General features: G+C 44.1%; 25 protein-coding genes. 1 reads left to right on the plus strand and 24 read right to left on the minus strand.

What is annotated here, in order from left to right:
- Positions 1-180: 180 nt before the first annotated feature.
- The 15 genes from mobP3 to CLOSA_RS14135 form a co-directional block, all read right to left on the minus strand.
- Positions 181-2,859 carry a MobP3 family relaxase gene (mobP3, locus tag CLOSA_RS14065; RefSeq protein ID WP_013273431.1) on the minus strand — a complete coding sequence of 893 codons (2,679 nt, stop codon included), beginning with the start codon at positions 2,857-2,859 and terminating at the stop codon, positions 181-183.
- A 21-nt stretch (positions 2,860-2,880) separates the two neighbouring features.
- Entirely contained in the window at positions 2,881-3,303 is a 423-nt protein-coding gene (locus CLOSA_RS14070; RefSeq protein WP_013273432.1) for a hypothetical protein, read from the minus strand.
- A 385-nt stretch (positions 3,304-3,688) separates the two neighbouring features.
- Entirely contained in the window at positions 3,689-3,952 is a 264-nt protein-coding gene (locus CLOSA_RS14075) for a DUF6103 family protein (protein WP_013273433.1), read from the minus strand.
- A 64-nt stretch (positions 3,953-4,016) separates the two neighbouring features.
- Positions 4,017-4,418 (minus strand): DUF6103 family protein, encoded by a 402-nt coding sequence (locus tag CLOSA_RS22420; protein WP_013273434.1) that lies wholly within the window; start codon positions 4,416-4,418, stop codon positions 4,017-4,019.
- Between the two features lie 12 nt (positions 4,419-4,430).
- On the minus strand, positions 4,431-4,808 hold the full coding sequence (locus CLOSA_RS14085) for a DUF3846 domain-containing protein (protein WP_013273435.1): 378 nt from the start codon (positions 4,806-4,808) through the stop codon (positions 4,431-4,433).
- Between the two features lie 14 nt (positions 4,809-4,822).
- Positions 4,823-5,398, minus strand: coding sequence for a DUF6329 domain-containing protein (locus tag CLOSA_RS14090; RefSeq protein WP_013273436.1), 576 nt, complete (start codon positions 5,396-5,398; stop codon positions 4,823-4,825).
- Positions 5,399-5,413: 15 nt separating this feature from the next.
- Positions 5,414-6,514 (minus strand): C40 family peptidase, encoded by a 1,101-nt coding sequence (locus tag CLOSA_RS14095; RefSeq protein WP_013273437.1) that lies wholly within the window; start codon positions 6,512-6,514, stop codon positions 5,414-5,416.
- Between the two features lie 6 nt (positions 6,515-6,520).
- Complete coding sequence (locus CLOSA_RS14100; RefSeq protein ID WP_013273438.1) at positions 6,521-7,024, minus strand: gamma-glutamylcyclotransferase family protein; 504 nt, start codon at positions 7,022-7,024, stop codon at positions 6,521-6,523.
- A gap of 16 nt (positions 7,025-7,040) precedes the next feature.
- Positions 7,041-8,090: an amidoligase family protein gene (locus CLOSA_RS14105; protein WP_013273439.1), complete on the minus strand. Its 1,050-nt coding sequence runs from the start codon at positions 8,088-8,090 to the stop codon at positions 7,041-7,043.
- A 12-nt stretch (positions 8,091-8,102) separates the two neighbouring features.
- Positions 8,103-8,591 (minus strand): hypothetical protein, encoded by a 489-nt coding sequence (locus tag CLOSA_RS14110; protein WP_013273440.1) that lies wholly within the window; start codon positions 8,589-8,591, stop codon positions 8,103-8,105.
- Positions 8,591-10,393, minus strand: a complete 1,803-nt coding sequence (locus CLOSA_RS14115) for a VirB4 family type IV secretion system protein (protein ID WP_041709273.1) — start codon at positions 10,391-10,393, stop codon at positions 8,591-8,593. The genes CLOSA_RS14110 and CLOSA_RS14115 overlap by 1 nt, the downstream gene beginning before the upstream one ends.
- A 19-nt stretch (positions 10,394-10,412) precedes the next feature.
- Complete coding sequence (locus CLOSA_RS14120; RefSeq protein ID WP_041708645.1) at positions 10,413-11,033, minus strand: hypothetical protein; 621 nt, start codon at positions 11,031-11,033, stop codon at positions 10,413-10,415.
- Complete coding sequence (locus CLOSA_RS14125) at positions 11,021-11,278, minus strand: hypothetical protein (RefSeq protein WP_013273443.1); 258 nt, start codon at positions 11,276-11,278, stop codon at positions 11,021-11,023. Before CLOSA_RS14125 ends, CLOSA_RS14120 begins: the two co-directional genes overlap by 13 nt.
- Positions 11,279-11,294: 16 nt before the next feature.
- Positions 11,295-12,197, minus strand: a complete 903-nt coding sequence (locus CLOSA_RS14130; protein ID WP_013273444.1) for a conjugal transfer protein TrbL family protein — start codon at positions 12,195-12,197, stop codon at positions 11,295-11,297.
- A 61-nt stretch (positions 12,198-12,258) separates the two neighbouring features.
- Complete coding sequence (locus tag CLOSA_RS14135) at positions 12,259-12,696, minus strand: hypothetical protein (protein WP_013273445.1); 438 nt, start codon at positions 12,694-12,696, stop codon at positions 12,259-12,261.
- A 144-nt stretch (positions 12,697-12,840) separates the two neighbouring features.
- Here CLOSA_RS14135 and CLOSA_RS14140 point away from each other — a divergent pair, with 144 nt between their 5' ends.
- Positions 12,841-13,254 (plus strand): DMT family transporter, encoded by a 414-nt coding sequence (locus CLOSA_RS14140; RefSeq protein ID WP_013273446.1) that lies wholly within the window; start codon positions 12,841-12,843, stop codon positions 13,252-13,254.
- 49 nt (positions 13,255-13,303) lie between these two features.
- Here CLOSA_RS14140 and ytvI read toward each other — a convergent pair whose 3' ends face one another.
- From ytvI to CLOSA_RS21825, 9 genes are all read right to left on the minus strand, one after another.
- Complete coding sequence (gene ytvI / locus CLOSA_RS14145; protein ID WP_013273447.1) at positions 13,304-14,377, minus strand: sporulation integral membrane protein YtvI; 1,074 nt, start codon at positions 14,375-14,377, stop codon at positions 13,304-13,306.
- A 110-nt stretch (positions 14,378-14,487) separates the two neighbouring features.
- Positions 14,488-15,822 (minus strand): hemolysin family protein, encoded by a 1,335-nt coding sequence (locus CLOSA_RS14150; protein WP_013273448.1) that lies wholly within the window; start codon positions 15,820-15,822, stop codon positions 14,488-14,490.
- A gap of 583 nt (positions 15,823-16,405) precedes the next feature.
- Positions 16,406-17,260, minus strand: coding sequence for a phosphotransferase family protein (locus CLOSA_RS14155; protein ID WP_013273449.1), 855 nt, complete (start codon positions 17,258-17,260; stop codon positions 16,406-16,408).
- Positions 17,261-17,314: 54 nt separating this feature from the next.
- Positions 17,315-18,145 (minus strand): ABC transporter permease, encoded by an 831-nt coding sequence (locus CLOSA_RS14160; protein ID WP_013273450.1) that lies wholly within the window; start codon positions 18,143-18,145, stop codon positions 17,315-17,317.
- Positions 18,145-19,116, minus strand: coding sequence for an ABC transporter ATP-binding protein (locus tag CLOSA_RS14165; protein WP_013273451.1), 972 nt, complete (start codon positions 19,114-19,116; stop codon positions 18,145-18,147). Before CLOSA_RS14165 ends, CLOSA_RS14160 begins: the two co-directional genes overlap by 1 nt.
- Positions 19,107-19,982 carry an ABC transporter permease gene (locus tag CLOSA_RS14170; protein ID WP_013273452.1) on the minus strand — a complete coding sequence of 292 codons (876 nt, stop codon included), beginning with the start codon at positions 19,980-19,982 and terminating at the stop codon, positions 19,107-19,109. Before CLOSA_RS14170 ends, CLOSA_RS14165 begins: the two co-directional genes overlap by 10 nt.
- Positions 19,969-21,006 (minus strand): ABC transporter ATP-binding protein, encoded by a 1,038-nt coding sequence (locus CLOSA_RS14175; RefSeq protein WP_013273453.1) that lies wholly within the window; start codon positions 21,004-21,006, stop codon positions 19,969-19,971. The genes CLOSA_RS14170 and CLOSA_RS14175 overlap by 14 nt, the downstream gene beginning before the upstream one ends.
- A gap of 6 nt (positions 21,007-21,012) precedes the next feature.
- Positions 21,013-21,423 carry a chromate resistance protein ChrB domain-containing protein gene (locus CLOSA_RS14180; RefSeq protein WP_013273454.1) on the minus strand — a complete coding sequence of 137 codons (411 nt, stop codon included), beginning with the start codon at positions 21,421-21,423 and terminating at the stop codon, positions 21,013-21,015.
- Positions 21,424-21,855: a Chromate resistance protein ChrB gene (locus tag CLOSA_RS21825; RefSeq protein ID WP_330362225.1), complete on the minus strand. Its 432-nt coding sequence runs from the start codon at positions 21,853-21,855 to the stop codon at positions 21,424-21,426.
- Between the last annotated feature and the right edge of the window lie 171 nt (positions 21,856-22,026).

The raw sequence follows: 22,026 nt of genomic DNA on the forward strand, positions 1-22,026 counted from the left end.
TACTTCCTATACGATGAAACGCCGTCCTTTTTACCGGACGGCGTTTCATGTAGGGATTGATATTTTGCTTTTCATTATTTCTATAGATAGGATTTGACTTAGTTTTATGGCTTTTCTTCATTTGACCTCTCCTCTCGGTTTCTAAGCACACTTATCTGCGTCTTGATTTAAATCGCATTCCTATATCATCATTTCATGATCTGTATCATTTCCTTTGTGGCCTTGAGCCACCTTCTTCTCCTTCAACTTTCTGAGCAGCTTGCTGTCAATTTTCATACCATTTGAGTTTCTGTAAGGCATGCTAGTTTCTTCGAATATCTTACTCATATGTTTCAGCAAACGGGATATAACAAATGTCACTGAAGGATCTCTGAACTTATCGATGTTATCAAGAAAGAACTTTGCATATTCATTGCCCTGCTCTGCAGATAGGTTAAGCCATTTGATTGCTTGTTCTTTATCCTTTGGCACATCTTTGCCGAGCAAATAGGTTTTTCCTAAAAGGTACTGCGAGAACGGATTTCCGTCTTCCGCAGAGCTCGTGAGATATTGAATCGCCTTTTCAATGTTTTTGGGCATCTCCTTTTCTTGCAAATACAGTTTCCCAAGCTGATAACTCGCCCACTGGTTGCCATACTCAATCGATGTCTCAAAGTAACGAATTGCATGGGCTATATTTTTAGCCACAACCTTATCTTCAAGAAAAAGCTTCCCCATTAAATAGGCGGCTGAGTTCTTGATGTCTTTCAATGAAATATCAACACTATCAGACACTGATTGCAGAAACTCTATCGCCTTTTTCAATTCATCTGGGTCAGGAGTTTCTTCTTTAAGAACCATCTTTGCTAGTGCGAAGCTTGAGTAGACATTACCCATCTTTGCTGATTTCTGATAGTAATCTTTAGCCCTTGTTAAATCCTGCCCTGTTCCGACACTGTTTTGAAGCATCCACCCCAGCCGGTACTGGATTTTATCATCCTTGCTGGTTTGCTCTAAGCGTTCAAACCCTTCAAAGGCTCGTTGAAAATGTTGCCTCGATTTTAATTCATCTTTGTCTGTTCCAATACCATCCCGGTACATCTTGGCCACTTCAAAATCCGCATATGGAAATCCTTGTTTTGCTGACTTTAGATACAGTTCAAACGCTTTATCAAAATCTTGCTCGACACCTTGTCCTCGATGATACAGTGCTCCAAGGGAGTACTGAGCATATTTGTATTTTTTCTCTGTTGATAACTGAAACCATTCTGCTGCTTTTAGATAGTCTTGGTCCGTGCCCTGTCCTGCTGCATGCATTTTGCCAATACGATACTCTGTGTACTTCCATGCCTTTCTCGATTCTACTTGTTGAAATCCGGCAAAAGCTTTTACATAGTATTCATCTGCAGTATCCGAATTCTTCTCCACACCAAGACCCAAAGCATAGATTCTGCCTAAATAATAAATCGCAAGCACATTCCCTGTTTCCGCTTCTTCCTCTAGCTTAATTCTTGCTGTCTCAAAATCCTGTGCAACTTCTTCTGTTCCAACTAAAAGTTCCCGAGCCGCCTTGTACGCATCGGTCCAGTCTACATAAAAGTCTTGAGATTGATTATTACGGACACCACTGAGTTCAGATTCAACCTGCTCATAGTCAATGCCTTGGAATTCTTCATCCACTTCATAATAAAGAGGTTCCGGGGCTTCATCATTGAATGACTCATAAGTTGCAGTCATCTCCTCAAGCTCAATTGGCTCAAACGAAAACTGATCTGCCTCAGCAATGATCATGTTCTTGATGGATTTGAATTCTTTCTGCGCTGAAAGCGGAAGCCGGTTTGGGATCTCATCCATGTAACTATGGAATACCTCTTCTCGCATCTCATACCATAGCTCATATGCTTTAGCCACAATGTCTTCTTTTGAAAGTTCGTCAATCAATTCATCAACAAGCGTTTTTAAGCTTGGCTGCAAGTAACCGTAGACTTTCTTACCGCTAGAATGCTTTAGCTTTTCTGATAGCTCCAAGAATAGCGCTTCGATTTTGGGATTCTGAGCATGTCCTGTTTTCATTTCACCGATCAGTTTAAGCAGTGCTTCGTTACTCTCACATTTTAGCTGATCCCGTCTCTCTGTCTGCTGAGCATATATCTCCTGCACTTCACCTTTGAAGATGTTTTTTACAAGTCCAGACTTCATTTGCTCAATGCCCTTTTTCGTAAGAAATCCTTCATTGGGATCTGTCGAGTAACAGACCATATGGACATGAGGATGATGGCTTTCATTATGAAATGCTGCATACCATCTAAAATTCTGAATCGGTATTTTCATCGCCTCCGCAATTTCCGGGGTGAAATAGGAAAGCATATTATGCCAGGCTTCGACTTTATCAAATCCAGTTCGAATCGCATCTTCTCTTCTAAGTGAAATAATAGGAATCCATATGTTGCCCGGATGATTACCCACTTCTTCTGCAATTCTGCTAAGGGCAATTTCATCATCTCCACCAGTGAATAAACCGTGAGTCCCCATTCGCTGTACCCTTGGACGGTTGGCGATATAATCCACGTAGTTTTCTCGCTGACCGATTATATCCATGTTTTGCTCAAGAGCCATCGTGATAAACTCAGATGCGTTTTCTACTGTCTTGCTTTCAATGTAATCTTCATACTCAAATAGTTTCTTGGCTTCAGGGAATTCATTAATAATCTGCTGAATCAAATCCCCCTGTTTCAATGTTGAAGGAAGACTGCTCCTTTCCTTTGGTAACTTTTCAACACCGCATCGAGTCGCCATGTAGGTTACAAGATTGGAAAGATGAGCAGCCGACTTTTTTGTGCCCCCTTTTAAATATGGGCATTTTAAAACGATCCTTGGCATTGGTCACCTTCCCTTCATGTATTATTCTTCAATTCCCTGCTGAAACTTCACCGCTTCCTCTATACTGATTTTTCCCTTTGTCTTTTTCACTTCGTTAACACACCGGCCACGGAGTTTTCTTAAATCTTCATCACTGATCTCAAGCCCTGCTGCAAGAATGTTCATCATCATGGACATCTCAACAGATAACCTAAAAAGATTCCCGGAGTGCCTGCTTTCTGTTTCTCTAAGTAGCCCCTGCATTGCTGCGACGATTACCTTGGACATGTATTCCGTTGAACCTTCACTGTTAAGGTAGCTCATATAGAACTGCAAAGCCTTTTCGATAAACTCACTCCGATTTTTCACGTTATCTTTTTCCAGCATTTCATCCATGCGCTTCATTGTCTCAGGATAAAGCCACACTGCCGTTCTGCTCTTGGCTTTATTCTGCAATTGACTCAATCACACCACCTCCAAATCGCCTTTATTTACCTATGTCCACCCTATTGACCACCTGAAAGGCCCTGCAATATGGGCATTCTTTCCCCATCCGACCACCTGTTTGTCCCATTTGAGCGATTCTGACCACCTACCTGAAATCTCTGAACGCTCGGCACTGCCGGGCGAAGTGGGCGAGAGGTGGCGCTTTGCGACCACCTCTCTTTATCCTGCACCAGAATCAATTGGCGAGTTCACCGTCTTTCAGTGCAAAATCCCGAAATCACGCCCAACTTCAACTGTCGCAAATACGCCTCAAATTCTGCTCAAAAGACTGTAATGGGTATCGTTGCTCCACTCCTACCCAAAGAATCGCACACAGGGGCAAATAACGCTTCACGGTGCCGAGTTACTCCTGTCCGTCTTGTGCAGAGCTGTGGCTTCGGGAGTCAGTGGTCACTTTTGTCGGCTTTTTCGGCTTTTCTGGCTTGATTTCCTCATCCTCTCGCTCATCAATGTACTCTCTGACATTGGCTGGCACATATTTCTCATAAAGCTTCTGAAGCTGGTCTGCCATTTCTGCCTGCAAATCCGCTTCTTTTTTATCCATATACTTCTTGATGGCTCTCAGTTTTTCAGCTTCCAAGCTGATGACAATCGTATCTTTTTTCATATTCATCTTCCTCCACATTTGAAATTTCAGCGCTTATGACCACAAAAGTTGTGATGTTAATCGCTTACATAGACATGCTCATCCCTTGGTTTTCATCTTCCACCTGCTCTTGATTCTCCTCTGATGCTGATGTGATTTCAGCCTGATTCAGTTCCCCTGTTTCCTCGTTTTGTTCTCTGTTGATACGTCTTCTCCCCCGAGTAGATTGAGCTGGTTGGGGAGCAATCTCTTGCTCAGGTTGAACTGCTTCGAGCGTTACTTCAGCCTGAATTTCAGTTCCTGAGTCGTTGCGATCCAGGTATCTTCGTGTGGCAGCAGGGACATATTTTTCGTACACACCCCTGACATGTGACTGAAGTTCCTTTTCAAGAGTGGTATCCTTTTCGTCCATATAAAACTTCAAGGCATCCAGTTTTTCCTTTGAAAAACTAACTTGAATCGTTGCTTTTTCTGTTGTTATGCTCATAGAATCGCCCTCCTAATATTTGAAACTGATGAACGTCATTCTCGGCTGAGCCTCCGGTTCATCTCCTGAAAACTCGGGAATCCCTTTGAATTCCCCCATGTATTTTTCACACTCGACATCGGTTAAGGAGACAAACTCCCCATCCTCACTATCGCCACAAATGAAAAAAGGACCGGCAATAATGTCATTCCCAATCCTTCGATTCAGCTCCATGCCATTCAGTTTTCCTTCCTCATTGACCACAGCGATGCAGCCATCCTCGAGATAAACACATTCAAAGAACCCCCCAACTTCCGCTTGGATTCCTTCGAGGTCATTGACCATTTCCTTTTCATACGGCATTTTTCCCGGTTCAATTTTGAGTACCCGAATCTTATTATCGTCTTTCATGGTCGGTCACCTCCCTACATTCCCATGTTCTGTTCGAGTTCTGACGGATTGATATTCTTGCAGTAGTCGAGGTAGAGAGTCATATCTAGACAATCCTCCTCCAGCGAGATTTCAGCCATTCCGTCTCTGCTTTGAAGCTCATTTAAGATCAACGTACCTATGCCGTTGTTGACTGTCACATTAAGACCATGCTCCTCGGCGATCTCTTCAAAATACACAATCCAACTACCATTTGAAGTATTTTCTGCGGCTTCCTCAAAAATCTGATCTGCTACTTGTGAGATTTGCTGATCAATATAGGCTTTTATGTTGGGCATAAAGCTGACATATCTTGCGTAGTCATAGCCGCTACTGTCGATTAAAATGCCATCGCCACTTTCCGCATTCAGGGCAAGCAGGCCATGGGTTTGCCCTGATGAATCCGTGTACATGAACTCTTTTTTGTCTGCAATAAAGGATTGGTCTGAAAGCAGACGCTTTGAAAACTCTCCGTATTCCTTCTGATTCATTAGTTGAATGGCCTCAATAACACAGGGTTGGGTCTCCAACTCCGTCACTTTCCTATGAAAAATAGCATTTGTTTTTAACATTGTTCTTCATCCTTTCTATTTTTTAATATGGGGTCTGCCGTACAGAACCTGCTTGTCGGAATCGAATAGGTTTCGATAAACCACGACTCCTTTTGAAAAAGAGGCATCTATCACTTTGCCGTCACCGGCATAGACACCCACATGGGTGATGTTCATAAACCGACCATTGGGTTTGTGGCTCCAGAACACTAAGTCGCCGGGAACCAAGTCTTTTTTTGCAATGGTCAGACCATTATTTACACAAAATCGTCCTTGCTCTGATGCAGTTCCGGGGATGGTGATACTGAGCTGTTTATAGCACCACATGGTCAGGTAGCTGCAATCTACATAGCTTCCTTGCCCCCTTTTCTCTTGTGAGTAAGGATCGCCCAGTCTGGTCATAGCCATCTTTACAACCTCACTGCCAAGTTCCCCGGTCGGAAGGTTGTGGTACAAATTCGCCAGTTCTTCCGCAGTGGGCTGATAAGCCCAGCCTTCCCACCCATCCACGCTGTCATCTTCCGTTGGAGCAGGCCGCCCATATGCAATGCGGTAATAGATTTCTGTTGCATTGCTCATGTCCTCATAGGACACTGCTTTACCCATTTCAGAAGTGATGTTCTGATAAATTGTAGACAAATCCTTAATGGGAACAGCCACTGTGTAGGTGCTTTCCGTTGTTGTTCCATCATCATTTTTCTCTGTTTTGGTGCGTTCTTCATAGGTCACAAAGCAATCAGCAAACTTCTCACTGGCTGCGGCAGAAGGCTGAGCCGCGCCGAAATACAGAGAATAGAAAACGGACTTCACCTGAACCGCGTCCAGACTTTGTCCGCTTTCTGTTTCGCTATTGATCGCTTGAATAATGGTCTCCAGAGTTTCAAAGCTCTCTCGCATACTCACAATGTGGCTGCGATATTCCACAGGCAAACTGTCAGGGATCGTACCTCCATGAAAGCACAAGTCTAGAGCCGAGTTATTGTGATTGGCTGCTCCTGAAAGCATGCCACACAGGATTGCGATGATGACAATAAGCGGCGATAGTACGGCGACAATTGTCCAGCCTATACCTCTCCGGAGTCGTTCATCGCTCAGTGCCATGGCTACTGCCTTGGCTATAAGTGCAGGATTCGCCATCGGTTATCACCACCATCCCAGTCCAAACATGGTTTCCTGTTCGAAGTTATTCTGCTGCTCGGACTCCATTTTTTCCTTCGTTCGAAGGATTGCTGTCTCAAGAACCTCTATGTCAAAGCCTGCGGTTTCATAGCCTTCTTCGATGGTTTTCATGTATGAATCCGATGGAATTCCAAGCCGCAGTCCTTCAGTCATCACATAAACAAATGCTGACACGATTTTTCCATCCACTTCAATGTCCATCGCTTCCTTGTCATAAAATCTTGGATAGCCTTCGTAGCGATCCAGTGCCATCTCATCTTTTGGCTTTACCGACCAGATCATGACTGGGACATGACTTCCTTCGCAAGGTTCAATGGTTGCATAAGCGCCTGTCTTTGAACCTCTGAATAAGAGCTCATAGTCTTCGATTTCGGCGGTGCCAACGACCTTTGCTGTAGGGCATCGTTGCTTCATTTGGGGCAGATTTAAATTGCTGCCATAGGCGATATAGTATTTTTCTTTCTGCATTTTGACCTCCATTCAGTTACATAGACAAAGAAAAAGCAGGGGTTTCTTCCTCCTGCTCCACTTGTCTTGCTTCGGTATTTTGATTTTCCGTCTGGCTCACTTCAGTTTCAGAGGCATAGACCTGTTCCTCCTCTCGTTTCTTTCGAAGCCGTTCCTTCTGTGCGATTGCCTGTTCTGGCGACTTCCAAGCGATATTGCCTTCGAGGTGATCCAGTAGGTGCTTTCGTGCCGTTTTGAATTCATCTCCGATCATTCCAAGCCGAAGGAGCCAAACACGGAACGTATATTTCTCATTGTCTGACACGGTTTTTATGGGACTTGCTGAGCGTTGGTTATAGGCTTGAGCTGTGATGGCCATGCAAAACTGAACATAGGCTTTCATTTTCCCTGCATGGAGTGATCCATTAAATGCCCTAAATTCTATCGTTCCCTTCTGAAAAACAGAATGCAGATTCAAGCAGTGATATCGGCTGTCATGGTAATGTTGATAGCTGCCGTCATTCCCCTTGTACCACAGGTTCTGTAGATGTGTTCTGGTTTTTGGTTTCTGGCGGTTCAAGTTTTCGAGAAACTCAGCATCGATTTTTCGGCAATATCTCCGCTCTCTTTGGGAATCCACCTGCAGAGCCCGGTAAACCATATCCTCTTTGGATGCAATAATGTTCACCAAATTTCTGAGCTGATTAGCTTCAAAGGGGGCTGCATTGATGTGGATATGAATGCCGCAGGATTTGTTACTAAAGGCACCAGCTTCCCTAAGCACTCTTATCATCTCTTGGATTTTTTCAATATCCTCGTACCTGCAGATGGGACTTACCAGCTCAACGCTGTAATCTCGGTCAGCAATCTGCTTACGACTACCCACTTTTTTCTGACACTGAATACTGGCATCGCTGACCAGTTTCCACTTGCGGTTCTCATCATCCGCTACCGAATAGGTGCCATAGCCACCACCCTCATATTGAGAAAAGCTGCCCAGGTATTCAGCTAACACCTCCGCAGCTCTTTGTCGTGTGATTCCTGTCATTTCGATTTCAATTCCGAATTTCTGCTCTTTTAAGTCCATGGTGCCACCGCCTTACCATGTTCGGTACTCATTGACGATTCCTTTGATTCCCTCAAATCTCAAGAGCTTACCTGCTTCTTCAAGCAGGCTCATCAGCTTTTCTCTTCGGTAGGTATCAATCAGCTCATTTCGGCAACTGGAATTCAGATGATTCAGCTGCTGGGTAAGTGTCTGCACTGCGGTTTTAAGCTCCCGTTGCTTATTGCAAATCCCCTTGCTTTGATTGAGAAAGCAGCTGATAATCTGATCGAATCGTTCAATATCATCTACCGAATAACAGTAGTATGCCTCAAAGGGATTGTCATAGACTTCCCCATCCATGCACTTTCTGAGCTGTTCAAGGAGCTTTGGTCGTTCTTCCGTTTCTGCTTTTAGGTACCTCTCCATCAAACAAAGCAGGTCATTTTCCTGCTCAGGTACATAGGTGATGCATGCCTTCATATCGTTGATGATTTCATCCTTTTTCTTGATGAGTGTTGAAAGCTCAATTTGGTTCTTCATTATCGTCCACCTGCCTTTCCAAATAATTTTCCCTTGTACGCCGGAGCATGGACGGCAAGGTTATACCGCTCATTTCCGCACTTATACAGGCAGACACCACGCTGAGGGAACTTGATCAGGTTGTACTCCGATTCCTCCAGCTGCAAGGTATCCATATAAAACTGCTTATCGATGTTCCCGGCATTGAACAAAAAAGCATGTGCTGGGATGGAGAACAGGGGCTTCGTCAGTTCCTTGATGCCTTCGATGTTGAAGTCCTCAAGGTTCTGGGAACTGAGTATGACCGCCGATTCCTTCTTACGCACACGCTTCATAAAGTTACGGATATATTCAATAGCGGTGAGGTTTGTCAGGAACAGATAGAGTTCATCAATCCCGGCTGCCGTATGCCCTTCTGTCAAAAGCTTATCACTCATATAGGACAGGATGTTAAAGAGCAGAGCATTCTTCACATTCCTACTGGCTTGCAACAGTCCTTTTACGCCAAACACGACAAACCGATTTGAGGTGATGTTGGTATGCCCGTTAAAGAATTTGCTCTCAGCTCCTTGGCACATGGAGTGAAGGCCAAGGAGAATTTCCTGTAGCATTTCTGCCGTGAACAGTTGAAATTTGAACTTGTCATAGCTTTGGTATTCTTCCTGAATCAGCTGATAGAGGTCGGACAAAATGGGATAATCCTTTGATTCAAGAGCTCCGAAGTCTGTGCTGTCACTAATCTTAAACTGGCTGTAAAGCTTGCCCAGCATGATTTCAATCACATCGATGTGCTTGTCCTCAAAATCCTTGTAGCATCTGAAAAAGTCTTTCAGGAATGAAATATGCTGACTGAGCTTTGTTGCTTGTCTGAATGCAATGGGTGCATCTTTGTCCTGGGGAGATCCACCTTCATCCCATGTCTTTGGCTCCAAGGGATTGATCATGTACTCTCCAGACATCAAATCTACAAAACATCCGCCAAGGTTCTCTGCCAGTTCCACATACTCATGCTCCGGATCCAGACAGATGACATTCTTTCCGGATTCTAAAATGTTGCACAAAATCAGTTTCAACAGATAGCTCTTGCCCTGACCAGAGTTCCCCAGAATGAGGATACAGGGATTGGTTTTATCATCATCCCTCTTGTCAAAGTCCACGATAACATTGGATCCGTATTTGTCTCTGCCGAGATAGAATCCGTTCGTATCCGTCTTGCCTGAATAGTTGAAGGGGTACAGGTTGGCTACTGAAGATGCCGGGAGCACCCGTTCAAACTGACTTCCAAACACATTTCGTCCAGCTGGCCCAACGCTGATGAAGCCTTGTTGCTGACGGAGCATAAGTCGATCCACATTCAATTTGCTTCGAACCAGTTCAGTAAGCACATCGGTCTGCAAGAGCTTCAGCCCGTCCATGTCACTTGCAGTCAGTTCAATAAACACAGCGCAGTGGAGCAAAGGTTCCCTATTTCTGTGCATGGTCGACACCAACGTGACCACGTCCTGCAGATTGCTTTCCGCAGTGACAGTCTGCTGAAGGTCATTGGTACTGGTGGAATGCATGCGGTTCTTATTGGCTGCATTATGAATGATTTTCTTTTCTTCAGTAGCAGTGACCTGTCTTGTATAAATCCGAAGGGTCACTCCATCTTTCTCCCCCAAATGTCTAAGAATCGCCTGTTCATTGGTGTTTGTTGGATACTCACGGAGTGCCCAGACACATCTGAAAGTGTTTCCGCAGATGAAATGGTCCACGTTGAATTTGATTACTGATGGGACAATCATATCGATAAATGCCTTGATTCTCACATCCTCTTGCCCCATCAGATTCACTATTCCTTTTTTACTCACCAAGAATCACCCACCTTTCACCATCAAAGTCCTCAAATTTCTCCGTTGTCACATTCTGCTCGTAATAGACACCCAGCAGTCTCTTGATATCCGCATTGTCTGCACGTCTTGCTGTAAAGCCCTGATCCTTTAGGCTTTTTTCTATTCTTGAGAGGTATGGAAACACATCGGATGCTTTGTCCTTTTGCTCTTTTACTTCACCCTTGTTCAGTCGAATAATGATGAGAAACTCACGGGCAGTAGCCATCTGTACCTGCATCCGATCAAGGTTTGTACTGTCCATTTGAAGCAGTTTTCGAATAACTGGGTTCGGCTCCGCATCCATCCGTCTTTTCAGATACTGCTTGTTTTCATCGAAATTCTCTTTCGAGTTCAGGCAAAGCATTTCAATTTCAGCAATCCCTTTAAGCACCGTCATCAAGGCATAAATCCTTGCACTGACGGTTGATTCTGACAGCACAGAGATATTGGTGGGATGAATGATGAAATAGACCAGCTCTCCGTATGCCGTTTTGATACTGTAGTCCGTGAGGTCATCGATACTGATGAGTTCTCGTGTGGACTGCTTCTGTTTTTCTTTCTGTCGATTATTTTTCAAATTTAGAACCTCCATTCATATAACTGTTGTTTGAAAATAAAAAAGGCACCGGCATAACGGATAAAATCCAGAATGCTGATGTCTTCGAATCGAATGGATAAAAAGGCATAGGCTGCTGTTAATACGATTGGAATCATGATGCCCAGCTGCGCTAAGGCAAAGACAGAAATCAGGAGTCCAACGCCAATGATTCCAATGTCTCTAAGCTCCCAAAGCCATAAAGTTGCTTTTGCTTTTAAATTGTCAGGGTACATATACATCCTTATCACCTCTCCTCTATTTTGGTATTGCCTGTGCTATCGTTCTTGTCGTGTTCACCGCTGCCTGAGCGGTATAAACCGCACTCATTACATTTGCTTTGGTCGAAGTGTCCAGACCAAATGCACCTGCAATCCTTGGCACTTCTCCTGCTGAAAGCATCAGCCCAAGGCCAAGCAAGGCGTGATCTTTCACGACCATAAGTCCAGCAGTCAAGATGGTCGCCTGTAGGAAAGTGGTCAAACACAGTCCGATGATTTGCTTCGTCCATTGGATGAAGCCATCGATGTAACCCCTTGGTACTGAGAACATATATAAGCTTCCGACTGCAATCTGTATAAGTAGAATGCCTCCTCGCTTAAGGTTTGCGAAGAACACCTTGATGACCGCATATCCCATGAGAATCACAATAAAGAGTCCCATGATGGGGCTGGTAATTGTTGAAAGACCACCAAATACCCCAGCACTTCCAATCATCGAGACATCATTTATCTTTCCGAGTTCTCCAATGATACTGTTGGCAAGATCCCCAATTCCGCTTCCATGTCCCGTAAGGCCATTGGCCAAACTCGATTGTAGATTCACTGAAAGCTTGTAGAGTTCGATGGGTGCTGTTGTGAACAAACTGACCGCCATAAAGCCCTTAATGGCATTGAGCGCTGCATCTTTCACACTTCCTCTTCCATACTGATATTCAATACCAGTTTCAAAACACGATACGACAAGCCCTATTCCATAAAGAGCCCAAGCTAGATACGAAAAGAACAGAACGATGCTCTGCACCCAAGTCATATCAAACAGCTCTACGCCCATGTTGCCCATCTGGGCAAAGAAATCCGCAAGGAAACCAACCAGATGGCCATAAAACCAGTTGATGATCTGGTCCATCACATCTCCCATGACAAAATCCCATATAAACAATGACGGATCCCTCCTTTCAAAAAGAGTAAAGGCATGCCGCTATTAAACGACATGCCTGTTCTTACATCTGTTGGTTCATAGTCAAACCACTTTCGAGTTCTTGAGCTTGATCTTTAAACAGCTCTGCATACTCCTTTACCGAATTGGAGAACGTCTTATAGTCTGATGCCGTTGGTTCGTAAGCATACCATTCCGCAGTTCCGTTGTAGACCCAAACATGAGGCTCCATTCCTTCTCTGAAGTTTGGATTACTCAGCTTCTTCTTGCCCCAGATATCCGTGAATTTCAGAACCAGCGAATCAATCACGCCATCCCTTTTATCAAGCACTGTGGCTTTGATGCCTTCATATTTCAGATGCGTTCCCATCGTTACAAATTCAAGCTTCATCCTTGTTTTATCACCCAAGGTTCCATAACAGGCTTTACCAATGAAATTCACATGTTCAAACCCGTTGTTCTTCTCGAAAAACTTCCGTAGTTCCTGTTCAAAAAAATTCATTCCCATGCCTCCTTTACATTCCAAGAATAGTCCAGAGTATCCTTGCGTAAAGGCGGTGACCTAATACTGTTTTTCATCTTAAAATCCTCCAGTCGGTCTTAATTACACTCCCTCCACCATACAATATGGTGAGGGGGTGTGCGCATGGCAGTTATTTTAGCGTTACTGGCAGGAGTTTTTACTGCGGTTGAGTCCAGCATCAACTCCCAGCTTGGTAAGCAAATCACTCCCAGCATTGCCACGCTTCACAGCCTTGCAACGGGAGCAGTTTTTATGCTTATCATCAGTTTGGTGCGTGGATCATCTTCACGATACATACAGGTTTTCTCAATTAGTCCCGTTTGGCTCATCGGTGGTTTCTTTGGGGCAATGATCATCTATCTATCCTCACGAGCCATTCCTGTGCTTGGTGTTTCAAAAGCCTTGACACTGATTCTTACTGCACAAATCATAACCGGTCTTTTGATTGATTTGTTTTTTGAAGGGGTTCGTATTGATTTTTATAAAGTGTTCGGTGTACTGTTTTTACTTCTTGGCGCAAACCTTGTTATACGTTAAAGGGCGTTGATTGCAAAATACAATCAACGCCCTTTGGCTTTTATATCACTTATTTGAACAGTTTAATTGTTCCTGTGTCATTGAGATGCCGCAATAGAGAAAGCAATATCGGAAAACCGAACAGACCGAACACACCGAAAAGCTGCGCCCCCACAAACATACTGGCCAAGGTGACAATTGGATGTAGCCCAATTTGACTGCCTACGATTTTGGGTTCCAGTATGTTGCGGATAACTGTAATAATTAAATAAACCACCAGCAGCCCGATTGCCAACGGATAGTTTCCTTGGATGGCAGTAATTACCGTCCATGGAATCATAATACCGCCGGTACCCAGCACGGGTAGAATGTCAAAGATGGAGATAGCCAATGCAATTAAAATTGCATTGGGAACACCGATAATGGACAGCCCGATGGCAAGCTCTACAAAGGTGATGCTCATAATCAAGGCATAGGAACGGATGCAGACAAAGAGCGTGCCCACCACATAGTTCTTTACTTGCAGTAGCAGCGCTCTGGCCTTATCGGATAGCTGTCGAGAGGCAAAGCCCACCAGCATATCGTAATCGCCTGCAATGAAAAACGTGGAGATGACCATAAGCAGAAGCTTGATGAAAATCCCCGGCAAAGACGAAGCGTAACCGGATAACGCACTTACAGATTGCACAGACAGGTTTGTCACAAGCTCTCCAATAGACTGAACAAACTGGGAAAACATATCGTTTAGTGCCGCAACAAGTGCGGGGTCCATCTTGAAGATGATTTGTTCAATGCCATTAAAAAAGGCACTAAGCGCCGGCTCAATTTCCGCTGTGTAAACTGAAGGCAATACCGATACCATGTCGATTGTGGAGGTAACCAGCTTGATACCCAAAAGCACCAGCAGTAGTCCAATTATGCTGTAAAACAAAAGCACCAGCAGCAAGACCACAGGCTTATAAGGCAGCTTGGTTTTTTGGGATATAAACCTTGCGGGCGTTTTTAGAATATATGCAAACAAAAATGCCAGTAAAAACGGCGCAAGCAGCCCAAATCCATATTTCACGGTAATATATACAAGTAACGCAATCTGACCGCCATAGAGCAGATTTACTATAAATCGTTTTCGTTTTTCGTAGTCCATATTTTTCTCATTTCTGCAAGGTAATTATTCCATATTGAAAATACTGTTTTTGTTACAGCTATTTAAGTCCGGTGCCTAAAAAATATATTAAGCAAATTCATTTAAATTCATCACGCATCGGTTTCGCCAGCCGCAGGATTTTCTAAGCAAACCAAAGCCGTTTCTACCTGATGATCACGGATTTCTGTGACCTTTATCACCAGTCCCTCCGTCTCCACCTCGGCGGTGGAGCCGTCCTGCGGAATTGTGCCAAGAGCTCCGAAAATCAATCCATTAAAGGTATCATATTCCTCACAGGGAAGTGCTACGCCAAGTGCTTTGGAAACCTCCGCAAGCGGGGCGTCACCATGGATTTTCCATGTCTTAGAGTCAACCGTTTCAATCAGCGGTACTTCGTTCTTGGTGGGTTCATCATCTCCCAAGTCGCCCACAAGCTGCTCAACGAGGTCATTAAGGGTGATAATACCAACCATTCCACCGTATTCGTCAAGTACCACCGCCAAGGTGTTGTGGCTATGCTTCATGTTGCGAAAGAGCACATCAGCCTTGACACTCTCGGGTACAAAGTAGGCAGGCTTTACCGCTGCCTGCATCACAGCCTCTCGGCTTTTGTCCTCCAAGCGAAAATAGTCCTTTGCGTTGAGAATACCCATAATATTATCGGCAGATTCATCGCAAACAGGGTACAGGGTGTGGCGGCTGTTATGGATGGTGGCTTTCCAATCTTCCATGCTTTCCTCCAGCCACAACAGGGAAATCTCTGTTCGGTGGGTAGCAATGTCTCCGGCAGTCAAATCATCAAACTCAAAGACATTTTGGATAAACTGCTTTTCCTCATGGTCAATCGCGCCCTTTTCGCTGCCCACATCCACCATCATGCGGATTTCCTCCTCGCTGACCTCCATATCATCGGCATTGGGGTCAATACCCAGCAGATGCAAAATTGCATTGGTAGAAATCGTCAAAAACCAAACGATGGGTGCAAACAGCTTAGCGATGCCGGTGATGAGTGCAGACATACCCAGTGCCAGTGCCTCTGCCTTGCGCATAGCAACCCGCTTGGGCACCAGCTCACCGAAAATCAGTGTAAAGTAAGAAAGCACAAGGGTGATGACCACTACTGCAATGGCATCCAATGTGGCAGCAGGCACGGTCACTCCAAGACCAATCAGCCAAGCGACCAAGCCATCAGAAAAATTTTCCGCTGCAAAGGCACTGCCCAAAAATCCGGACAGGGTAATTGCTACCTGTATGGTTGCCAGAAATCGTGCAGGCTGGCTGGTGAGCCGTGCAAGGCGCACCGCTCGTTTGTCGCCTTCGGCAGCCAACTTTGCAAGCCTGCTGTCGTTCATTGAAATAACTGCAATTTCCCCACAGGCAAAGACTGCGTTGAGTGCAATCAAAAGCACCTGTAATAAAATCATAAATATAATAGAACTTTCCAAAATAAAATCCTCCTCAAAATTAATACCATTTTGTAATTAAAACACAAAAAGACACAGCCTACTGCGCTACTCTCGTAAGCATAGGCTATGTCCTATTCGGCTTAATATATGACATGAAGGAGGCTTATCTCCGTTATTACTGTCAGCATCGTCCATAATTTGTATGTCCATCTCCCTTCAAAATAAGTATGCTTAAAATCATACCAAAAGCAATGGTATCGGTCAATAAACAAACTGTTAATTATTATATGCACAAAGGTTATGCTCAGATTTTTTACTAAACAAAATCGGTGAAAGCTCACTCTATAACCCAAGTATAGTCCAGGATATCCTTGCATAAGGGGAGATCGTAAGATTGGATATTTTAGTGTTATTTTCACAGATGTAATCTGCTTTGCTTGTTGTTTGTAGCTTGTTGGCATGGTAACATAAAAGTGTCCCTACAAATAGAAACGCTTTTTCCTATGGGCAAATGGACGGCTGACTCCTACTCTTGGGATAACGAGAAGTGCTATAAGAATGCTGTCATTTCGTCAAATATCTATAATGCGTATATGATCACGATGTAAAATTATATGAACATTTAGCTCAAGCTCTCTACCATTTTTGCAATGACATTTACTGTATCAAATATTTTTTGAAATGCCTCACTGATCGGTTTTTCATCCGTATATCCTCTCAAGAGTATTTTTCTACTCTCCACTTTCCAATACCACATATCAAATATCGGGTGTCCGATATAGGCGTCGCCAAAATCGATTATACCGGAATATTTGAGCGTGTTTTCGTCCACAAAGACGTGTGGAATATAAGGATTGACATGCAGAGCCACAAACACATCTGCATCCTGTATGTTTTGCAGTTCTTCTTCCACGGCGTCCAATGCAAAACTCAGCTTTTCCGGACTAATGCCGTCTTTTTTTTGCAAAGCAGATTGATACCTTCGTTTTAATCTTTCTGTTAAATCCGAAGGGTCATCACAAGGGAAAAGACCGCTTTCCGCAAAGAGTTGTTGGTCTATGCTGTGTATTTTTCGCAGCTCTTTCCCCAGCTCAAATAGCAGAGCGTTCTTTTCCTCTTTGGACAGCTTCGCATCTTCAACTGCAATCCCCGGCATACGCGTCATGCAAGTGTATTCGATTCCGTCTTTTTTTCCATACCCAAGCACACGGGGGACATTTACATCGGTTTGCTTTTCGAGCTGTCTAAGGAAAAACACCTCTTTTTCAAGACTTGTGCTTGAGCGTAACTGCTGTGGACGCTGTACTTTCAATATGATGTTATCATCAACCGCATAAGTCCGCGCCTCGCCGCCCGATTCGTCAACATGCATTACTGTCTTTGCTTCGGGAACGTATTGACGGACGATGTCAAGAACAAAATCATCGCCCAATATTGGATCGGGCGCATTGCGCTGAAAATAGATAGTTTCTCTCATAATAGAATCTCCCCTTTGTTTTCTAATTTTGTACTGAATGTAACTGCAAAGCGGTTACACCACCATCCCCACGCCGTTGCCTTTGTATGCCTTATCGAGTGCCTTTTGCAGTGCGAAGATGCCAAACAGCATTGAAAATACCGCAAAGCCCAACATAACAAGTAGATTGCTTCTGACAATACTGTTTTCAAAACCACAGCCACTCAGCATGACAAGCCGGATTCCCTCAAGTGCGTATGTATGAGGAATGATGCGTGAAACAAATTGTATACCAATTGGCAGGACTGCAAGGGGATAGTAGATGCCTGAGAATATTCTCGCCAATACATCCACAAGCCATGTAAAAGGCTCTCGACCTTGCTTGACTTCGAGATTGAAAAAGTTACTTGCGCCAATCAGCCCGAAGCCGAAGCATGTAAATACAAAGCACAGGTAAAACGCAATTAAGGGGATCACCGGGATGTTTGCATTGATATTCACGCCTACAATCAACACGGCGAAAGTCAAAACTCCGACTTGGATAATGAGCTGATATAAAAATGTCCAAATAAATCGCCCAGATATAAACGCCCAAATACCATAGGAGGACGAGTTGTAGACTTCAAGCCGTTTGTCCCAAAAAGCAGTGCTTATGCTCTGATAGGGCAAGGTCATAATCGTAGCGGCATTTTGAAAAAACACAACGCCGATCACCATGTAGGAAACAAAATCCCCGCCATAGCTTTCAAGCGATTTGTCCGCATAGTCTTTTAGGAATATGGAAACGAAAAACCACATGCCCGTTGTAACGAAGCTCTGCACAATAGTCAGTATAAAACTTGACGGATAAAACCGCATGGCGAGGTATTCAAGCCTCGAAAAAGATAACGCTGATTTCAGAAACATTATTTGTCACCTCCCGCCCTTATTGTATCAACAAAAATATCCTCCAAGGTCGGCTCGTTTGTCGCAACCTCCAAAATTTCTGTGCCATGCTCACGCAATATTTTAAGAATATAAATCAGTTTTTCGTGTAGATTGTCCATCTGAATCTTAAGTGTTTCGCCTTGATACTCGCAAGCGATGACATAGGGCAAAGCCGTAATTATTATCAGTGCTTCATCGAAAATGATCTTGCAAGTAATAACAAGTTCATCATATTTTTGAAGATTTCTGCGTAAATTCGCTACGGTGTCGCAGCTTATGATCTTTCCCTTGTGCATTATGGCAACGCGCTCACACAGCTCCTCCGCCTCAAAAATGTAGTGCGTTGTGAGTATTACAGTAATACCAAATTCCCGATTGATTTTTCCCACAAGCTCCCGCACAGCCTCCGCGCCTTTTGCGTCAAGCTTTACGGTTGGCTCGTCTAAGAAGATAACGGGATTTTTTACAAGTAGCGATCGCGCAATGGCAAGCTTTTGTCGGTTGCCCGCCGAAATGCTCATCGGCCAGTGATTTTCATATTGCCGAAGATCAAGAAAATCAAGCATTTCATCAATACGCGTTTTTCTTTGTTCTTTTTCCAAGTCATACACGACCGCCCAAAATTCAAGGTTTTGACGGACGGTTAAATTGTTATCCGTTCCAACATCGGCAGTCGGTGCAACAAGACTGACCTTGGAGCGGATTTTCTTATGCTCCTTGTAAATATCAAAGCCCAGCACCTCGCCGGTGCCGCCGTCTGCCTCCAAAAGCCCCACCATGACCTTAATGAGTGTGGTTTTCCCCGCACCGTTGCTTCCGAGTAGTCCGAATATCTCACCCTTGCGGATGGTCAGGCTGACATCGTCAAGGGCAACGAAAGGCGTTTTGCTTTTCTTGATCTTATAGCTTTTCATGATGCCTTGCAGCTCAATTACATTATCTACTGCCATCTTGTTAGCGTACCGTCCTTTCTTGCTTTTTCAATACCCTTGACATACATGAACCAGCCTAATGGCAAAAACACCACTGACATAATAATAAGCACAATAATGTCCAGCGCAATGGGGCTGATGCCTTGTAGGGCAAGCTGCAAGGGCAAAACAGGAGTCAATGTTTCACCGCCGGGAATCATCAGCCGCCGGAGTGCATCCAGCGCATATGTATGCGGAATGAAGCTGCCCAGCACTTGCAGCGGATAGGGCAAGACGGTAATCGGGTAATAGTAACCTGCTGTCAACGCAATGATGACATCCTGAAAGATGAATTTTACAGGCTCGGTGTTTTGCTTAAAGTTAAACAGATAAAAGGAGCTTGCGCTTATCATGCCAATACCAAATGTTGAAATTAGAATAAAAATTAATATCAACAAGAGAATGAGTGGGCTGTTAAAGGTAAAAACTGCGCCGAAAAACAGCCAGCCGAAAAGTAACGCTAAGATGCTTCTCGGATAATCGTCAATGACACCGCGAAACATGATACCCAACATGGGCGTGAAATAGGAGAGTGGACTGAGCATATATAAATCCATCGTGCCGCCCCAATAAATCCGCGCAACACGGGGAAATGGATCTCCCAAATTGGTAAAGCTGATAAAATGAACGAATAGCCCAAGCACGACAAAAGTAACATAGTTACTGCCGTAAGGGAAAAAGCTGATGTCGCTGCCACTGGTAACGAGGCTTAGCATAAAGAAAATGATGGTCGTAAACAGCGTGTCAAGCACCCACATGATGGCATTCATTTTATAGGCCAGCCATATGATAAGTTCACGCTTGCTGAACATCTTCAGTGCGTCCCATTCCTTAAACAATTTCACTCGGCACGCCACCACCTTTCAATGCCAAATAATACTCATAAATCTCTTGTAGCGTTATTTCTTTGGATTTGATGTCGAGTACCGCAATGTTTTTTTCAATGAGAAAGTCGATAAGATCATTTAAAGAAAACTCGCCTTTCCGCGCGTTTATTTTAATACTTTGGTAACCGCGCTTGCCATCGACACTGGCACATCTAACACTGTCTATTCCGCATATATCTTCAAATGCAACCTCGCGCTTTATCGCAGGGCATTTTACTTCTATGATTTGAATGTCGGCAAGCGGCTTTTTCAGCTCGTCTATCGTTCCAATCGCTATGATCTCGCCTTTTGACAGGAGCATGAGTCTGTCGCAGATCGTCAAATCCTCGGTGTTGTGGCTTGCGATAATCGCTGTTCGATTGTTTTGCACAGCGTCGGCCTTAATCAGTTCCCGCAGACTCCTTGAAGATTGCACATCAAGGCTGACAGACGGCTCATCGTAGAAAATGATAGGCCGGTCTAAAATCAGTCCCCTTGCGATGGTGATTTTCTGCCGCATCCCCGCTGATAGCTGGCTGACTAATTTATCTTTTGCCGCGGTCATTCCGACCGCCTCCAAAACCTCATTACACTTCTTTTCCAGCACCATGCCCGAAATGCCGAACAGATTGCCGTATAAAATGAGATTTTCACGCGCTGTGAGCTGCCATTCCAGCCCCATCCAGCCGTTTGTGCTTATGTAGCTGACTGTATCCTTGATGTGCTTGTTATCGGTTTGTCCGTCTATTTGAACTGTGCCGCTGCTGGCTCCAAGAAGTCCCGATAATAGCTTAATGAGAGTTGTTTTCCCTGCACCATTTGCGCCGTAAATCCCGAAAATCTCTCCTTTATCAATACTAAAGGAAACATCCTTGACAGCCATAAGCTCGGTAGCTTTGTTGCCTGTCAAGTTGGCAATGTTTTTGACCCACAAGGCAATGCCGCTGTCTTTAGTAATGGTTATACCTTTGTATTTCTTGCTGACATGCTCCAAAACAATCATAAACCGCTATCTCCCTTTTAGGTATTCATAAAGCCCATCAAAGACGACACCACTCTTTTCAATAGCTTCCAAGTCAGTTTCGCAGCCAGCCCTGATACCAATACAAATGGCTTCCAACCCATATGCTTCGAGAGGCGGCAAAATATCGTTGGCGGTGTCCGCACCGTCAATGATTTCAGCCATTTTTACCAGTATTTTTTCCTTTGGCTTATGCTCTTTTACAAACATATAGAATGTGCTGTGTCCACGTTTATGTGTCCACTTTGATGTGGGTGTATCAAAGGAGTATTCATGATCCTGCGGTAATTGATCACGAGGCACAAAGCAAAACACGGCATCGCCATCAACATATTTCTTTATAAACCACGCGCAGGCTTGTCTATCAATGCCTACGTTTTCCCAAGTAGTCCAATTCATTTATTTGCCCTCCCTGTAATGCTTTTCAATTTGCGTATGGATGGTGTAATGCTGCTGGGTGTCGAAATAGTCGTGGTAGCGAATATCGGCGTACAGCCGCATGATGTTGTCAAGCCAAGCCTTTTGGTTTTCCTCCGGCTTTTGCGAAAGCATTTCCTGTATCTTTCGATAGCCCTTGTGTGCTTCCTCCCCAAATCGGGAAATCAGCTTTTCCTCTTGGAGAGCGGAAAGACATTCCGATTTCCATAAAACAGCTTCCCCGCTCATTTCAAAAACTTCTGCACACAGCCATTCCAGTTGTTCCGTTGTTTTGGCTGTTAGCGGAAGTGCGTACAAGCCCTCCAAAAGTTGCTCCGCTCGAAGAGCTTTTAACTTGCGCCAAACATAAACCCTTAATTTTGAAGGTTTATTTGGGACGCTATATTGAAACATGAGCCATTGCAATAAAATCACCTCTAATGTAACTATGGTTACATTTTACGATGTTTGCGCATTGTTGTCAATACTCGTATATATGAGGAGGTAGCATTATGCGTATATCGTTATATTGTGAATATGAAATACGTGATATAAAAATCCACCTCTCAGCATTGTGATAAAAGG

The sequence above is a fragment of the [Clostridium] saccharolyticum WM1 genome, assembly GCF_000144625.1.
Lineage (GTDB): Bacteria > Bacillota > Clostridia > Lachnospirales > Lachnospiraceae > Lacrimispora > Lacrimispora saccharolytica.

Coding starts and splice junctions, on each gene's coding strand:
- CLOSA_RS14175 (WP_013273453.1), bottom strand. CDS start 21,006: ATGATTGTTTTGGAGCATGTCAGCAAGAAATACAAAGGTATAACCATT.
- CLOSA_RS14115 (WP_041709273.1), bottom strand. CDS start 10,393: ATGGGGCAAGAGGATGTGAGAATCAAGGCATTTATCGATATGATTGTC.
- CLOSA_RS14140 (WP_013273446.1), top strand. CDS start 12,841: ATGGCAGTTATTTTAGCGTTACTGGCAGGAGTTTTTACTGCGGTTGAG.
- CLOSA_RS14165 (WP_013273451.1), bottom strand. CDS start 19,116: ATGGCAGTAGATAATGTAATTGAGCTGCAAGGCATCATGAAAAGCTAT.
- CLOSA_RS14085 (WP_013273435.1), bottom strand. CDS start 4,808: ATGAAAGACGATAATAAGATTCGGGTACTCAAAATTGAACCGGGAAAA.
- CLOSA_RS14155 (WP_013273449.1), bottom strand. CDS start 17,260: ATGAGAGAAACTATCTATTTTCAGCGCAATGCGCCCGATCCAATATTG.
- CLOSA_RS14100 (WP_013273438.1), bottom strand. CDS start 7,024: ATGCAGAAAGAAAAATACTATATCGCCTATGGCAGCAATTTAAATCTG.
- CLOSA_RS14075 (WP_013273433.1), bottom strand. CDS start 3,952: ATGAAAAAAGATACGATTGTCATCAGCTTGGAAGCTGAAAAACTGAGA.
- CLOSA_RS14180 (WP_013273454.1), bottom strand. CDS start 21,423: ATGAATTGGACTACTTGGGAAAACGTAGGCATTGATAGACAAGCCTGC.
- CLOSA_RS14125 (WP_013273443.1), bottom strand. CDS start 11,278: ATGTATATGTACCCTGACAATTTAAAAGCAAAAGCAACTTTATGGCTT.
- CLOSA_RS14160 (WP_013273450.1), bottom strand. CDS start 18,145: ATGTTTCTGAAATCAGCGTTATCTTTTTCGAGGCTTGAATACCTCGCC.
- CLOSA_RS14135 (WP_013273445.1), bottom strand. CDS start 12,696: ATGAATTTTTTTGAACAGGAACTACGGAAGTTTTTCGAGAAGAACAAC.
- CLOSA_RS22420 (WP_013273434.1), bottom strand. CDS start 4,418: ATGAGCATAACAACAGAAAAAGCAACGATTCAAGTTAGTTTTTCAAAG.
- CLOSA_RS14120 (WP_041708645.1), bottom strand. CDS start 11,033: ATGGAGGTTCTAAATTTGAAAAATAATCGACAGAAAGAAAAACAGAAG.
- mobP3 (WP_013273431.1), bottom strand. CDS start 2,859: ATGCCAAGGATCGTTTTAAAATGCCCATATTTAAAAGGGGGCACAAAA.
- CLOSA_RS21825 (WP_330362225.1), bottom strand. CDS start 21,855: ATGTTTCAATATAGCGTCCCAAATAAACCTTCAAAATTAAGGGTTTAT.
- CLOSA_RS14110 (WP_013273440.1), bottom strand. CDS start 8,591: ATGAAGAACCAAATTGAGCTTTCAACACTCATCAAGAAAAAGGATGAA.
- CLOSA_RS14095 (WP_013273437.1), bottom strand. CDS start 6,514: ATGGCGAATCCTGCACTTATAGCCAAGGCAGTAGCCATGGCACTGAGC.
- ytvI (WP_013273447.1), bottom strand. CDS start 14,377: ATGGACTACGAAAAACGAAAACGATTTATAGTAAATCTGCTCTATGGC.
- CLOSA_RS14105 (WP_013273439.1), bottom strand. CDS start 8,090: ATGGACTTAAAAGAGCAGAAATTCGGAATTGAAATCGAAATGACAGGA.
- CLOSA_RS14090 (WP_013273436.1), bottom strand. CDS start 5,398: ATGTTAAAAACAAATGCTATTTTTCATAGGAAAGTGACGGAGTTGGAG.